General features: G+C 73.8%; 11 protein-coding genes. 6 read left to right on the top strand and 5 right to left on the bottom strand.

Annotated features, from left to right (window positions below; all coding sequences use genetic code 11):
- Nucleotides 1–179 precede the first annotated feature (179 nt).
- Nucleotides 180–1,133 (top strand): amino acid ABC transporter permease, encoded by a 954-nt coding sequence (locus ACIQOW_RS13060; RefSeq protein ID WP_401083508.1) that lies wholly within the window; start codon nucleotides 180–182, stop codon nucleotides 1,131–1,133.
- Nucleotides 1,130–3,055, top strand: a complete 1,926-nt coding sequence (locus tag ACIQOW_RS13055; RefSeq protein WP_401083506.1) for an FAD/NAD(P)-binding protein — start codon at nucleotides 1,130–1,132, stop codon at nucleotides 3,053–3,055. The genes ACIQOW_RS13060 and ACIQOW_RS13055 overlap by 4 nt, the downstream gene beginning before the upstream one ends.
- 61 nt (nucleotides 3,056–3,116) lie before the next feature.
- Here ACIQOW_RS13055 and ACIQOW_RS13050 read toward each other — a convergent pair whose 3' ends face one another.
- The gene (locus tag ACIQOW_RS13050) at nucleotides 3,117–3,641 is read right to left on the bottom strand and encodes a serine/threonine-protein kinase (protein WP_401083504.1); all 525 of its coding nucleotides are present in this window, start codon (nucleotides 3,639–3,641) and stop codon (nucleotides 3,117–3,119) included.
- 139 nt (nucleotides 3,642–3,780) lie between these two features.
- Between ACIQOW_RS13050 and ACIQOW_RS13045 the strand changes: the two genes are divergently transcribed.
- Nucleotides 3,781–6,060, top strand: a complete 2,280-nt coding sequence (locus ACIQOW_RS13045; RefSeq protein WP_401083502.1) for an FdhF/YdeP family oxidoreductase — start codon at nucleotides 3,781–3,783, stop codon at nucleotides 6,058–6,060.
- Nucleotides 6,061–6,129: 69 nt separating this feature from the next.
- On the opposite strand, the gene ACIQOW_RS13040 is transcribed toward ACIQOW_RS13045, so the two are convergent.
- Nucleotides 6,130–7,710, bottom strand: a complete 1,581-nt coding sequence (locus tag ACIQOW_RS13040; protein WP_401083500.1) for an NlpC/P60 family protein — start codon at nucleotides 7,708–7,710, stop codon at nucleotides 6,130–6,132.
- 337 nt (nucleotides 7,711–8,047) lie between these two features.
- On the opposite strand from ACIQOW_RS13040, the gene ACIQOW_RS13035 reads away from it, so the two are divergent.
- Complete coding sequence (locus ACIQOW_RS13035) at nucleotides 8,048–9,235, top strand: anion permease (RefSeq protein WP_401083498.1); 1,188 nt, start codon at nucleotides 8,048–8,050, stop codon at nucleotides 9,233–9,235.
- Nucleotides 9,236–9,261: 26 nt separating this feature from the next.
- A complete protein-coding gene (locus tag ACIQOW_RS13030; RefSeq protein WP_401083496.1) occupies nucleotides 9,262–9,513 on the top strand; it encodes a hypothetical protein in 252 nt (83 codons plus the stop codon).
- Nucleotides 9,514–9,615: 102 nt separating this feature from the next.
- Here ACIQOW_RS13030 and ACIQOW_RS13025 read toward each other — a convergent pair whose 3' ends face one another.
- Nucleotides 9,616–11,169: an MDR family MFS transporter gene (locus ACIQOW_RS13025; RefSeq protein ID WP_401083494.1), complete on the bottom strand. Its 1,554-nt coding sequence runs from the start codon at nucleotides 11,167–11,169 to the stop codon at nucleotides 9,616–9,618.
- Between the two features lie 154 nt (nucleotides 11,170–11,323).
- Nucleotides 11,324–11,773 carry a MarR family winged helix-turn-helix transcriptional regulator gene (locus tag ACIQOW_RS13020; protein ID WP_401083492.1) on the bottom strand — a complete coding sequence of 150 codons (450 nt, stop codon included), beginning with the start codon at nucleotides 11,771–11,773 and terminating at the stop codon, nucleotides 11,324–11,326.
- A 126-nt stretch (nucleotides 11,774–11,899) separates the two neighbouring features.
- Between ACIQOW_RS13020 and ACIQOW_RS13015 the strand changes: the two genes are divergently transcribed.
- Complete coding sequence (locus ACIQOW_RS13015) at nucleotides 11,900–12,940, top strand: ABC transporter permease (RefSeq protein ID WP_401083490.1); 1,041 nt, start codon at nucleotides 11,900–11,902, stop codon at nucleotides 12,938–12,940.
- Between the two features lie 172 nt (nucleotides 12,941–13,112).
- On the opposite strand, the gene ACIQOW_RS13010 is transcribed toward ACIQOW_RS13015, so the two are convergent.
- On the bottom strand, nucleotides 13,113–14,327 hold the full coding sequence (locus tag ACIQOW_RS13010; RefSeq protein ID WP_401083750.1) for an ROK family protein: 1,215 nt from the start codon (nucleotides 14,325–14,327) through the stop codon (nucleotides 13,113–13,115).
- Nucleotides 14,328–14,340 lie beyond the last annotated feature (13 nt).

Raw genomic sequence — 14,340 nt, 5'->3', positions numbered from 1 at the left:
TCCGGCCCCGCGACCACCCTTGACAGCCGTCGATCGCGCATGCGTACGATCACGGAGGAGTGCAGTGCAACCGGGCCGGCCGCGTTGAGGGACGCGGGCCGGCCGCCCAGGCCGTCCGTACGTGACCACCGCCGTACCCGCCCGCCGCCCGCACTCCCGCCACGCCAGGAGCCCGATCCATGGCCACCCCGCAGGACGTCCTGCCCGCCCCCTCCGCACACGACCACCCCGCCGCGCCGCCCGCCGCCGAGGCCCGGATCGTCGCCCGCCGCAAGCCCGGCCAGTGGGCCGCCGCCGCCGTCGCCCTGCTGCTCGCCGCGATGGCGGTCAACTCGGTGATCCGCAACCGGGCCTTCCAGTGGAGCGTGGTGGCCGACTGGTTCACCGCCCGCTCCGTGCTCGACGGGCTCACCCTGACCCTCTGGCTGACCGCCGTCACCCTCGCCCTCGGCTTCGTGCTCGGCACCCTCCTCGCCACCATGCGGCTGTCCACCAATCCGGTGCTGCGCACGCTGAGCTGGGGCTACATCTGGGTGTTCCGCTCCACCCCGCCGCTGGTCCAGCTGCTGTTCTTCTTCAACATCGGCGCGCTCTACCCGACCCTCGGCCTGGGCATCCCGTTCGGCCCCGAGTTCGTCACCGTCAAGACCGTCAACCTGATGGGCCCCACCCTGACCGCCGTCATCGGGCTCACCCTGCTGGAGACCGCGTACGCCGCCGAGGTGATCCGCGGCGGCATCCTCTCCGTGGACCGCGGCCAGCTGGAGGCGGCCGCGGCGCTCGGGATCGGCCGGTGGCGGGTGCTGCGCCGGATCGTGGTGCCGCAGGCGATGCGGGCGATCGTGCCGACCGCGGGGAACATGCTGATCGGCGCGCTCAAGGGCACCAGCATCGTCAGCGTGCTGGCCGTCTCCGACCTGCTCTACTCGGTACAGCTGGTCTACCTCCAGTCGTACCAGGTCATCCCGATGCTGATGGTCGCCACCATCTGGTACCTGGTGGTCACCACCCTGCTGTCCATCGGCCAGTACTACGTGGAGCGGCACTTCGCCAAGGGCGCCACCCGCGAGGGACTGCCGCCCACCCCGCTCCAGCGGGCCCGCGCGGCCCTCACCAAGGTGGTGCGGGCATGACGGACCTGGTCATCGTCGGCGCCGGCCCGCGCGCCACCGGACTGCTGGAGCGGATCGCCGCCAACGCCGCCGAACTCCTGCCCGCCGACCGGCCGTTGGCGATCCACCTGGTCGACCCGCACCCGCCGGGCGCGGGCCGGATCTGGCGCCACGACCAGTCCCCGCTGCTGCGGATGAACTCGATGGCCGAGGACGTCACGATGTTCACCGACGAGCGCTCCACCCTCGAAGGGCCGGTCCGCCCCGGCCCCTCGCTCGCCGAATGGGCCGTCCGGCAACAGGAGTTCGCGCCCTACCTGGAGGTCGCCGACCCGGCCGTCCGGGCCGAGCTGCGCACCCTCGCGCCCACCGACTTCCCCACCCGCCGGGCCCAGAGCGCCTACCTGGACTGGGTGTTCCGACGCGCCGTCGCCGACCTGCCGGCGCACATCGAGGTCACCGTCCACCGCGACACCGTCCGGCGGATCGACGGCCCGGCCGACGGCCCGCAGACCGTCCACCTCACCGACCGGACCCTCACCGCCGACCACGTCGTGCTCGCCCTCGGCCACCTCGACTCCACTCCGCACCCGCGCTTCGCCGCCGACGCCGAGTTCGCCGCCCGGCACGGCCGCTTCCACCTGCCGCCCGCCTACTCCGCCGACGTCGCCGCCGAGCTGGCGGGCCTCGCCCCCGGCGAGCAGGTGGTGCTGCGCGGCCTCGGCCTCGCCTCGGTGGACCTGGTCGCCCTGCTCACCGAGGGCCGTGGCGGGCGCTTCGAACCCACCGGGGACGGGGCCGCGCTGCGCTACCTGCCCTCCGGCCGCGAACCGGCGCTGCACCTCGGCTCCCGGCGCGGCGTCCCGTACCACTCCAAGACCGGCTACCCCCTCCAGGGGCCGCGCGCCCCGCTCCCCCGGTACTTCGACGCGGCCGCCGTGGACGCCGTGCTCGCCACCGGCGGACCGCTCGAACTGCGCCGCGACTTCTGGCCGTTGATGGCCAAGGAGGTCGGCTTCGGCTACTACCACGAGCTGTTCCACGCCCACCCCGAGCGGACCGCCCTGCCCTGGCCCGAGTTCCTGGCCGGGTACGACCGGCACGGCTGGTACTCCCCCGAACTCGCCGCCCTGGTCGCCGAGGCCGTCCCCGACCCGGCCGACCGGATCGACTTCGAGCGGCTCGACCGCCCGCTGGCCGGGCTCGAACTCGGCTCCGACGAGGAACTCCAGGCGTACCTGCGGGAGTACGTCACCGCCGACGCCGACCGCCGCGCCGACCCCGCGCACAGCGCCGACCTCGGCGCCTTCCTCGCCCTGCTCTCGCTGTTCGGCCAGCTCCCCCGGCTGACGGCCGGCGGCCGGCTCACCGCCCGCTCGGTCGCCGAGGAGGTGGACGCGTGGTTCTTCGGCTACTTCAGCTACCTCGCCTCGGGCCCGCCCGGCTTCCGGCTGCGCCAGCTGCTCGCCCTCTCCGAGGCCGGGGTGGTGCGCTTCCTCGGCGCCGACGTCCGGATCGAACGGGACGAGGCGAGCGGCACCTGGCGGGCCTCCGGCAGCACCGTGCCCGGCCACCACGTCACCGCGACCGCCCTGGTCGAGGCGTACCTGCCCAAGCACGCGCTGGGCCGCACCCTCGACCCGGTGCTGCGCGAGCTGCACCGCACCGGACGGATCGTCGAGGAGGTGGTCACCGACCCGGACTACACCCACCGCTCCGGCCTGGTCACCATCGCCCCCGCCGACAGCCGGCTGCTCGACCCCGCCCTCGGCGGCGCCCCGCACCCGCGCCGCACCGCCCTCGGCCCGCACACCAGCCTGCGCGCGGCGGCCGCCTTCGCCCGCCCGCGCACCGACTCCCCGGGATTCCGGCAGAACGACGCGGCCGCCCGCGCGCTGCTCCGGGCGCTGGCCGCGCTCCCGGCGCCGGTCCTGGCGGCGTGAGCGGCCGCGAGGGCGGGTGCGGGGCGGGCCACCGGGCTGCCGACGATCGTCCCGGTGGTGGTCAGCCCGCCCGCGCCGGTGTCCAGCTGGGCGATGCCGAAGTCCAGCACCTTGAGGTGCCCGGCATCACCTTGAGGTGCCCGGCATCGGTGATCATCACGTTGTCCGGCTTGATGTCCCGGTGCACCATGCCCGCGTCGTGCGCGGCCGCCAGGGCGCTGCTGGTCTCCCGGCCCCAGCGCAGGCCGAGCGCGGGCTCGGGCGCCCCCGCCCGCAGCACCTCGGTCAGGGTGCGGCCGGTGAGCAGCTCCATCACCAGGTAGGTGACCTGCCGGTCGCCCACCTCGCACTGGCCGAGGTCGTGCACCGTGACGATGTGCGGGTGCGAGAGGTTGCCGGCCGCGCCCGCCTCCCGGACGAACCGCAGCGCCGCCTTCGCCCGGTCACCGTCGTGGTGCCCGATGACCTTGACCGCGACCGGCCGCCCCATCCGGGTGTCCCTGGCCCGCCACACCACCCCGAAACCGCCCTGGCCGAGCTTCTCCTCCAGCTCGTACCGGCCGTCGAGGACGTCACCGACTCGCACGTGCCCCTCCTCCCCCTCCCCGTCCTGACGCCCAGACTCTACCGACGGCCCTCCCCTCCGCACGGAGCCGGTGGAAGGATGGACCCGAGCCCCGCGCCGGTGCGGCGGCTCGGACCAGCAGAGCCCGAGGAGCGCAGTCATGGCCAAGCAGGCCCCGCAGAGCGACCCGGCGCAGGACTCCCCCGAGGTGTCGGCGCCCCAGCACGCGGCCGCCGGGCTGCCCGCCGTCGGCCACAGCCTGCGGATGGCCGCCGAGCAGATGGGCGCCCGCCGCACCCTGGCCACCCTGCGCAAGGTCAACCAGCCGGACGGCTTCGACTGCCCCGGCTGCGCCTGGCCCGAGCCGGACCGGACGCACACCGCCGAGTTCTGCGAGAACGGCGCCAAGGCCGTCGCCGAGGAGGCCACCGAGCGCCGGATACGCGCCGAGTTCTTCGCCGCCCACCCGGTCGCGGACCTCGCCGGACGCTCCGGCTACTGGCTCGGCCAGCAGGGCAGGCTCACCCGGCCGATGCTGCTCGACGAGGGCGCCACCCACTACACGCCGGTCTCCTGGGACGACGCCTTCGCGCTGATCGCCGAGGAGCTGAAAGCCCTGGACACCCCGGACGGCGCCGCCTTCTACACCTCGGGCCGGACCAGCAACGAGGCCGCCTTCGCGTACCAGCTGTTCGCCCGCCGGCTCGGCACCAACAACCTGCCGGACTGCTCCAACATGTGCCACGAGTCCTCCGGTTCGGCGCTCACCGAGACGCTCGGCATCGGCAAGGGCAGCGTCGGCCTCAAGGACCTCTACCAGGCCGACCTGATCATCGTGGCCGGCCAGAACCCCGGCACCAACCACCCGCGGATGCTCTCCGCGCTGGAGCGCGCCAAACGGGCCGGCGCCACCGTCGTCAGCGTCAACCCGCTGCCGGAGGCCGGCCTGGAGCGGTTCAAGAACCCCCAGCACGCCCGCGGCCTGGTCGGCCACGGCACCAAGCTGACCGACCTCTTCCTCCAGATCCGCCTCGGCGGCGACCTCGCGCTGTTCCGCGCGCTCAACCGGATCGTCCTGGAGCGGGACGGCGTGGACCGCGCGTTCGTCGCCGAACACTGCCACGGCTTCGAGGAGTTCGAGGCCCAGGCGCTGACGACCGACCGGGCGGAGGTGCTCGCCGCGACCGGCCTCCCCTGGGAGCGGATCGAGGAGCTCGGCCGGCTGGTGCTGAGGTCCGAGAAGATCATCGTCTGCTGGGCGATGGGCCTCACCCAGCACAAGCACGCCGTCCCGACCATCCGCGAGGTGGTCAACTTCCTGCTGCTGCGCGGCAACGTGGGCCGCCCCGGCGCCGGGGTCTGCCCGGTGCGCGGGCACAGCAACGTCCAGGGCGACCGGACGATGGGCATCTTCGAGCGGCCGGCCCCCGCCTTCCTGGACGCGCTGGGCGGGGAGTTCGGCTTCGAGCCGCCGCGCGAGCACGGACTCGACTCGGTGGACACCATCCGCGCGATGCGCGACGGCCGGATCGGGGTGTTCTTCGCGATGGGCGGCAACTTCGTCGCGGCCACCCCGGACACCGAGGTCACCGAGGCCGCGATGCGCCGCTGCCGGCTGACCGTCCACGTCTCCACCAAGCTCAACCGTTCGCACGTGGTCACCGGCGCCCGCGCGCTGATCCTGCCCACCCTGGGCCGCACCGACCGGGACGTCACCGGGCGCGGCGCCCAGTTCGTCAGCGTCGAGGACTCGATGGGCCAGGTGCACGCCTCGCGCGGCGGCCTGCGTCCGCCCGCGCCCGGTCTGCTCTCCGAGACCGCAATCGTCTGCCGCCTCGCCCGCGCCGTGCTCGGCCCGCGGGACACCGTGCCGTGGGAGGACTTCGCCACCGACTACGACACCCTGCGGGACCGGATCGCCCGCGTCGTGCCGGGCTTCGAGGACTACAACGAGAAGGTCCGCCGCCCCGGCGGCTTCACCCTGCCGCACGGCCCCCGGGACTCCCGCACCTTCCCGACCGCGACCGGCAGGGCCAACTTCTCGGTCAACCCGCTGACCGCCCCCGAGGTCCCGCCGGGCCGGCTGCTGCTCCAGACCCTGCGCTCGCACGACCAGTACAACACCACGATCTACGGCCTCGACGACCGCTACCGCGGCATCAAGGGCGGCCGCCGGGTGGTCCTGGTCAACCCCGCCGACGCCGACGAGCTCGGGCTCACCGACGGCGGGTACGTCGACCTGGTCGGCGAGTGGAGCGACGGCGTGGAGCGCCGCGCCCCGCACTTCCGCGTCGTCCACTACCCCGTCGCCCGCGGCGGCGCGGCGGCCTACTACCCCGAGACCAACGTCCTGGTGCCGCTCGACTCCACCGCCGACATCAGCAACACCCCCACCTCCAAGGCCGTCGTCATCCGCTTCGCCCCCGACAGCGGCGCCTGACCCGGCGGCCGGAACGGCGCGGAGGCCGCCCCGCGTCCGGTGACGTGGGGCGGCCTCCGCGCGACCGCGTCAGTGGGTCGGCGTGCCCAGCGGCAGCGTCGCCGTGGCGCTGCCCTGCGCCGTGGCGCTCGCCGAGCCGGTGCCGGTCGGGCTCCCCGTCCCGGTGCCGGTCGGGGTGCCGGTCGGCGTCCCGGTCCCGGTCGGGGTGGGCGTCCCCGGGGTGTCGGTCGGGGTCGGGGCCGGAGTGTTCGGCGTCCCGGTCGGGGTCGGCGTGGGCGTCCCGGTCTCCGACGGCGTGCCGGGGTTCGACGGCGTCCCCGGGTCGGTCGGCGTACCCGTGCCGCCCGGCGTGCTCGGCGTACCGGTCCCGCCCGGCGTCTCCGGCACCACCGGCGGCGTCACCGCGCCGCCCGCGGCCGGCGGGGTCGGCACCTGGCCGGCCGGGCTCGGCGCTATCGGCGTGACGGAGTCCCAGCCCGACGGGAGGTCGGGCACCTTCCACGCGCCGCCGGCGTCGTCCGCCGCGCCGGACGGGTCGGGCCGGACGGCTCCGAGGATCGGCATCGAGCCGATCGGCGAGATCTTGATGAACGCCCCGGGCCGCGGCGCCTGCACGACCAGCCCGCCGCCGATGTACATCCCGACGTGCGAGGCGTCCTGGAAGTAGATCACCAGGTCGCCGGGCCGCAGCTGGTCGAGCGCCACGTGCGGCAGCTGTGCCCACTGCTCCTGGCTGGTGCGCGGAATCGGCCGGCCCGCGTGCAGCCAGGCCTGCGAGGTGAGGCCCGAGCAGTCGTAGGAGTCCGGTCCGGTGCCGCCCCACAGGTACGGCTTGCCCAGCTGCGCCAGCGCGAAGGCTATGGCCGCGCGCCCCTGCAAGGAGGGCGTGCGCTCCCCCTTGCCGAGCGCCCCCGAGGCGAGGAACGCGAGCTGCGCCTCGTCCGCCCTGGCCTTCTCCAGCTGCTCCAGCTCGGTCCGCTGGGCGCCGGTCAGCGAGGCGACCGCCTGCTCGACCGCGGCGAGGTCGGCGGCCGCCTTGGCCTTGGCCGAGTCCTGCTGGGCGACCAGCGTCCGGGAGGTGTTCAGCGCCTCCTCGGTCTGCTTCCGCAGCCCGTCCAGCGCGTCCCGGTCGCTCTTCAGCTTGTCCAGGAACTCCGACTGCGAGCGGCTGGCCGAGGCGAGCAGCTCGGCGATGACGACCGCCTCGTACGGGTCCTTGGAGAGCAGCAGCTCGGCGTACGCGGACGTGGCCCCGTTGCGGTACTGCGCGGCGGCGAGCTGCGAGGCGATGTCGGTGCCGGCGTCGACCTGCTTCTGCTGGCGGTCGGACCGGCCCTGGAGGTCGGTGAGCGAGGTCTGCTGCTCCGCCACCTTGGCGACGGCGCCGTTGTACTGCTCGGTGGCGGCCTCGGCGCTCTGGTAGAGGGCGTGCAGCTGGTCGAGCATCGGGCCGAGGGTGGCCTTGGCGGCGGCGAGCGGGTCCGCGCCGGCGGCGGTCTGGCCGGTCCCCGGGTCGGGCGCGGCCCAGGCTGCCCGGGCGCCCACGGGCAGCGCGAGCGCGGCGGCCGCGAGGACGGCTCCGCAGCGCAGTGCCGCCCGGACCCAGGGCCGTACGCGTGCCGTCTCCGCTCTCTGCCCCGCCCCGCCCATGGCCTGGTCCTCCCCGCCGCACACTGCCCCTGTCCCGGCTTCCCGGATCCCGCAGATCCTCCCACGGGTCACTCGCCGGAAACAGGGCGCGCGCGGACCGGGAGGTTAATTCTCGATGGACCTGTGAGACAGCTCTCAGCAAATCCGGTCGAACCGGCATGTTCTTCGCTAATGTCCAGTTCAGCGCGCCCTGGGTCACTCCGATGAAAGGCACTGGTCACCGCGAGTCAACCATCGGAACCATGATTCCCGATCCAGTTCACCTTCCGTTTACCAAGCAGACCTACGGTCGCGACGTCATCAACGTCCGTGCGACAACTAAGACGATTGTTTGGGTATGGAACACATCTCGTTCCTGGTGGCCGTTGTGATCATCACGGCGCTCGCCTTCGACTTCACAAACGGGTTCCACGACACCGCCAACGCGGCCGCCACCGCGATCGCGACCGGGGCCCTTCGTCCGAAGGTCGCGGTCACCATCGCGGCCCTGCTCAACTTCGCGGGCGCGTTCCTGTCCGTGAAGGTCGCCACCACCATCTCCGGCGGCATCGTCAACGAGAAGGCCGGAGTCCATCCCGAGATCATCTTCGCCGCCCTGGCCGGCGCGATCCTCTGGAACCTGCTGACCTGGCTGCGCGGCCTGCCGTCCAGTTCCTCGCACGCCCTGTACGGCGGCCTGATCGGCGCCACCGTCGTCGGCGTCGGCATGAACGGCGTCAACTTCGACACCGTGATCACCAAGATCCTCATCCCCGCGGTCGCCTCGCCGTTCGTCGCCGGACTGGCCTCCTGGGGTGCCACCAAGCTGGCCTACGCGATCACCCGCAAGGGCGACACCGCGACCACCGAGAAGGGCTTCAAGACCGGCCAGATCTTCTCCTCCTCGCTGATCTCGCTCGCGCACGGCACCAACGACGCCCAGAAGACGATGGGCATCATCACCCTCACCCTGGTCTCGGTCGGCGCCCTGCCGCACGGCGCGCTGCCCCCCGTCTGGGTGATCGTCTCGGCCGGCGCCGCGATCGCGCTCGGCACCTACATGGGCGGCTGGCGGATCATCCGCTCGATGGGCAAGGGCCTGGCGGACATCCGCCCCCCGCAGGGCTTCGCCTCCGAGTCGGCCGCCGCGACCGTCATCCTGACCTCCTCACACATGGGCTTCGGCCTCTCCACCACCCAGGTCTGCTCCGGCGGCATCATGGGCGCCGGCCTCGGCGGCCCGAAGGGCGAGCTGCGCTGGAGCCTGGTCCGCCGCATGGTCTACACCTGGGGCCTGACCCTGCCGGCCGCCGCCGTGGTGTCCGGCGGCGCGGCCCTGCTGGCCGAGCAGGGCAACTGGGGCATCGCCCTGGTCGGCGCCGTGCTGGTGGCCGGCTCGGCCGCGATGTGGCTGATCTCCCGCCGCCAGCCGGTCGGCGCGGACAACGTCAACGACGTCACCCCGGTCGAGGTCGCACCGGTCGAGGTCGCACCGACCGGTACGGCGAACGCCCCCACCCCCGCCTCGACCACGGTCGCGGCCTGAGCGCCGCAGGCTGAGGAGCACTCACCATGCACATCAAGTGGAACGCCCTGGCCCAGACCGCCGGGATCAGCTTCGGCGTCACCGTCGCCGTGGTCGCCGTCTTCGCGCTCGGCATCCTGGCGCTGTCCCGCCGCGAGGCCGCGGCGGGTGCCGCCGGTGAGGACGGCGGCACCGCGGCCGCGGGCGGCGGCAGGCTCGCCCTGGCCGGCGCGTACGTCTGCTTCGCGCTGTGCGGCGCGGTCGTCCTCTACGGACTGTCGCTGATCGCCGGCAGGTAGCCACCGCACGCAGGACGACGGGCCGGGGAGTGTGTCCGCACTCCCCGGCCCGTTCGCGTATCCCGGCTGCCGTGGGTCCCCGGCCGGTCAGTCCCCGGCCGGTCAGCCCTCCGTGGCGGTCTTCAGCGCCGTCTCCCGGATGAACAGCACCGTGACGAAGGCCAGCGCCGCGAACGGGGCGGCCCACAGGAAGATGGTGCCGACGCCGTGGCCGAAGGCGTCCGTCACCAGCGGCACGATCGGGGCCGGCAGCTTGGCCAGGTCCGGGATGCCGCCGCCGGACGCCGCGGCCGACGCCGGAATGTGCGCCGCGGCCAGGTTCTCGGCCAGGTAGTGGCCGACCTTGTTCGACATCAGCGCGCCGAGCGCGGAGACGCCCATCGCGCCGCCCATGGTGCGGAAGAAGGTGACCACCGAGCTGGCCGCGCCGAGCTCGTGCCTGGGCACCGTGTTCTGCACCGCGAGCACCAGGTTCTGGCTGGTCAGGCCGAGCCCGACGCCGGTGATCGCCATGTAGACGGAGAGCAGCACGTAGCTGGTGTCGGCCCTGGCGGTGCCGAGCAGGCCGAAGCCGACCGCGAGCAGCGCGGTGCCGGAGACCAGGTAGGCCTTCCACTTGCCGTACTTGGTGATCAGCCGCCCGGCCACCGCGGAGGAGACCGCCAGGCCGAGGATCATCGGCAGGGTCATCAGGCCGGCCATGGTCGGGGACTTGGCGCGGGCCAGCTGGAAGTACTGGCTGAGGAAGGTGGTCGCGCCGTACATCCCGACGCCGACCAGCACGCTGGCGAGCGCGGCCAGGGTGACGGTGCGGTACTTGAACAGGCTCGGCGGGATGATCGGCTCGGCGGCGCGGCGCTCGATCACGACGGCCAGGGCGCCCAGCAGCACCCCGCCGCCGACCATGGCCGCGGTCTGCCAGGACAGCCAGGCGTAGTTCTTGCCGGCCAGGGTGATCCAGATCATCAGCAGGCTGACCGAGGCGGTGATGACCACCGCGCCCAGGTAGTCGATCTTCGCCTTGCGCTTGACCACCGGCAGCTTGAGGGTGCGCTGCACCACCAGGATCGCGACCACCGCGAACGGGATGCCCACGTAGAAGCACCAGCGCCAGCCCAGCCAGGCGGTGTCCACGATGACGCCGCCGATCAGCGGGCCGCCGATGGTGGCGAGCGCGAAGACCGCGCCGAAGTAGCCGCTGTACCGGCCGCGTTCGCGCGCCGGGACCATCGCGGCCAGGCAGATCTGGCCGAGCGCCACGACACCGCCGGCGCCGATGCCCTGGAGCGCGCGACAGGCGATCAGCTCGCCGGTGTTCTGCGAGAGGCCGGCCAGCGCCGAGGTGCCGATGTAGATCAGCAGGGCGATCTGGAGCAGCAGCTTCTTGCTGACGAGGTCGGAGAGCTTGCCCCAGATCGGGGTGGAGGCGGTGAGGGTGAGCAGCGACGCGGTGATCACCCAGGTGTACGCGGACTGGCCGCCGTGCAGGTCGGCCAGGATGTGCGGCAGGGCGTTGGAGACGACGGTCGAGGAGAGCACGGCCACGAAGAGGCCGAGCAGCAGGCCGGAGAGCGCCTCCATCACCTGTCGGTGCGTCATCTGTTGACTGTCGGTCGCGGCGGCGGTTCCGCTCGCGGCCTCGGTGGTCACGGTCATCTGGGTCCTTCGGCGGGGCGCGCGGGATACGCGGATCATGAAAGTTCGTTGCCGTAAGCAACCATAAGCTGAATGGTTGAGTTAGGCAACTTTCTTCAAGGGGAAGTAAAGACCGCACCCACGGGCCGCGGTCGCCTCGCCGGCGACCTCCCGGTCACTCGGCCGCCGGCTCCTCCAGGACGTCGTTGAAGCGGTGCAGCAGCTCCGCGAAGCGGGCCACGTCCTCCGGCGACCAGCCGCCCATCACCTCGCGCACCCGCCGCAACCGGACGCCCCGCGCGGCCAGGTAGCGCCGCCGCCCGTCCTCGGTGAGCGACACCAGCGCGGCCCTGCGGTCCAGCGGGTCCGTCTCCCTGGCGACCAGGCCCAGCTCCTCCAGCGTCCGGACCTGCCGGCTCACCGTCGCCTTGCCGATCGCGAAGTGCACGCCGACGTCGGTCACCCGCACCGGCCCCGCCTGCTCGATGTAGGCGAGCAGGCTGTACGCCATGCCCTCCAGCCCCGGGTGCACCCGCCGTGAGAGTTCCGCCACTCTGGCCCGGCCCCGCCGGAACATCAGCGCGACCTCGCGCTCCACCGCCACCAGGGCTTCTTCGTCACTCACCGCGCCAGTATCGCGCAGCGGCGCCGAGCCCGGTGCGGCGCGGGAGGTGCGACAAGCCAACTAGTTCATGGTATGAAGTATCGGTTCTGGAAGTACCGTTTTTCCCCATTACGCAAGGAGATGTGGATGGCAGCCCCGGGGCAGGGTTTCGTCGCCGAACTGAAGGGCGCGGTCACCCCGCGCGCGGCACTGCTCGTGTTCGGCGTGCTGCTGCTCCAGCTCGGCTTCATCACCTCCTACATCGGGGCGCTGCACAAGCCCGCCCCGCAGAACCTCTCCATCGCGGTGGTCGCCCCGCCGCAGGTCGCCCCCAAGCTGGTCGGCGCGCTGGAGGCGGTGCCGAACGACGCCGTCCGGGCCAGCACCGCGCCGGACGCCGAGACGGCGACCCAGCTGATCAAGGACCAGAAGCTCTACGCCGCGCTGGTCGTGGACCCGGCCTCCACCCAGGACACCCTGCTGGTCGGCAACGCCCGCGGCACCGCCGCCGCCAAGGCCGCCGAGAGCATCACCACCGCGATCGACCAGAGCCAGGGCCGGACCGTCAAGGTCCAGGACGTGGTGCCGCTCGCCAAGGGCGACAACAACGGCCTCTCCGCGTTCTACCTGGTCATCGGCTGGTGCGTCGGCGGCTACCTGGTCGCCTCGATCCTGGGCATCAGCGCGGGCTCCAAGCCGGCCAACACCCACCGTCTGCTGATCCGCCTCGGCGTCCTCGCGGTCTACTCGATCGGAGCCGGCCTGCTCGGCACGGTGATCGCCGGACCGGTGCTGGACGCGCTGCCCGGCTCGGTCCTCGGCCTCAGCGCCATCGGCGCCCTGGTGGTGTTCACCGTCGGCGCCTTCACCATGGCGCTCCAGTGCCTGTTCGACATCCTCGGCATCGGCGTCGCGGTGCTGATCTTCGTGGTGCTCGGCAACCCGAGCGCGGGCGGGGTCTACCCGGCGCCGATGACGCCGCCGTTCTGGCGGGCCATCGGCTCGTGGATCCCCAACGGCGCCGGCACCACCGCCACCAAGTCGATCGCCTACTTCGGCTCCACCAACCTGGGGCTGCCGATCCTGGTCATGGTGGTCTGGGCACTGGTCGGCATCGGCATCGCCCTGCTGGCCGTGCTGCGGCGCGGGCGTTCCGAGGGTGACGCGCCGGCCGCCGTCGAGGCCTGAGCCGCCCCGTACCCGACTCCGCCGAGCCCCCGGCCACCGCGGCCGGGGGCTCGGCGCGTCCGGGGTGTGCCTGTGCGGCCCGTCCGGGCCCGTCCCGGGCGTCCGAGGGCCCGTCCCCCGGCCGTCCCGCCGTCCCGCCCTCAAACCGTCAGGCAGTCAGGCAGTCAGGCCGTCACGCCGCCGTGAACGGCCCCGGCTCGGCGACGACGGCCCGGACGACCCGCACCGCCGCACCCAGCAGCGGGCCCCGGCGGCCCAGCCGGGAAACGGTCAGCCGGTCGTCGGACCACGGCCGCACCGTCACCCTGGCGGCCAGCTCGGCCCGCATCGCGGGCAGCAGCCAGGGCGCCAGCCTGGCGTAGCCGCCGCCCAGCACCACCTCCGCCGGGTCCAGCAGGTTCACCGCGCCGGCGGCCGCGGTGCCGAGCGCCGTGCCGGCCCCGGCCAGTGCCGCCCTGGCCGCCGCGTTCCCGGCCCCGGCGCGGTCGGCGAGCAGCTTCACCCAGTCGCCCCGGGCGCCGGCCAGACCGGCCGCCCGCAGCACCGCCGCCTCGCCCGCGTACTGCTCCAGGCAGCCGGCCGCCCCGCAGGCGCAGCGGGGCCCTCCGGGGTGGACCGGCACGTGGCCGAACTCGCCGGCGAAGCCGCCCGCCCCGCGCAGCAGCCGGCCGCCGACCACGATCGCCGCGCCGACCCCGGCCTCGGCGGAGACGTACAGGAAGTCCTCCGGGCCCGCGCCCAGCCAGCGCTCGGCCAGGCCGCCGAGGTTGGCCTCGTTGTCCGCCTCGATCGGCAGCCCGGCCAGGCCGCCCCCGGCCGCCCGCAGCGCCGGGCGCAGTCCCGCGGCCAGCGGGACGTCCTGCCAGCCCAGGTTCGCGGCCCGCCGGAGCACTCCGTCGGTGCCGCCGACCAGCCCGGGCACGGCCAGGGTGAGCCCGGCCGGGCTCAGCCCCGCCTCGGTGACGGCCCCGCTCAGCAGGTGGGCGAGGTCCGCCATGACGGCGGCGGGCTCGCGGTCGTGGTTGGAGACCTCCCGGCGCCGCCAGGCGCGGACCTCCCCGCGCAGGTCGACCACGCAGGCGCCCAGGTGCCGCACCCCGATCTCGGCGCCGAGGCCGCAGGGCCCGGCCGGGTTGAGGCCGAGCGCGGTGCCCGGGCGGCCGACCTTGCCGCTGGGCGTGGCGGGGCCCTCCTCGACCACCAGGCCCGCGGTGATCAGCTGTTCGGCGAGGGAGGAGACGGCGGCCCTGGTCAGCCCCGTCCCGGCGGCCACCTCGGCGCGCGAGCGCGGGCCGCTCGCGATCATCCCGAGCACCAGGGCCAGGTTGGCCCGGCGCATCCCCTGCTGGCTGGCGGGCCCGGTCCGGACCGCGTCCGGCTCGCGCATGAGGCTCACCCCG

Source organism: Kitasatospora sp. NPDC091335 (assembly GCF_044757205.1).
Classification (GTDB): Bacteria; Actinomycetota; Actinomycetes; order Streptomycetales; family Streptomycetaceae; genus Kitasatospora.
This window is presented reverse-complemented; position numbering and strand designations above follow the sequence as displayed.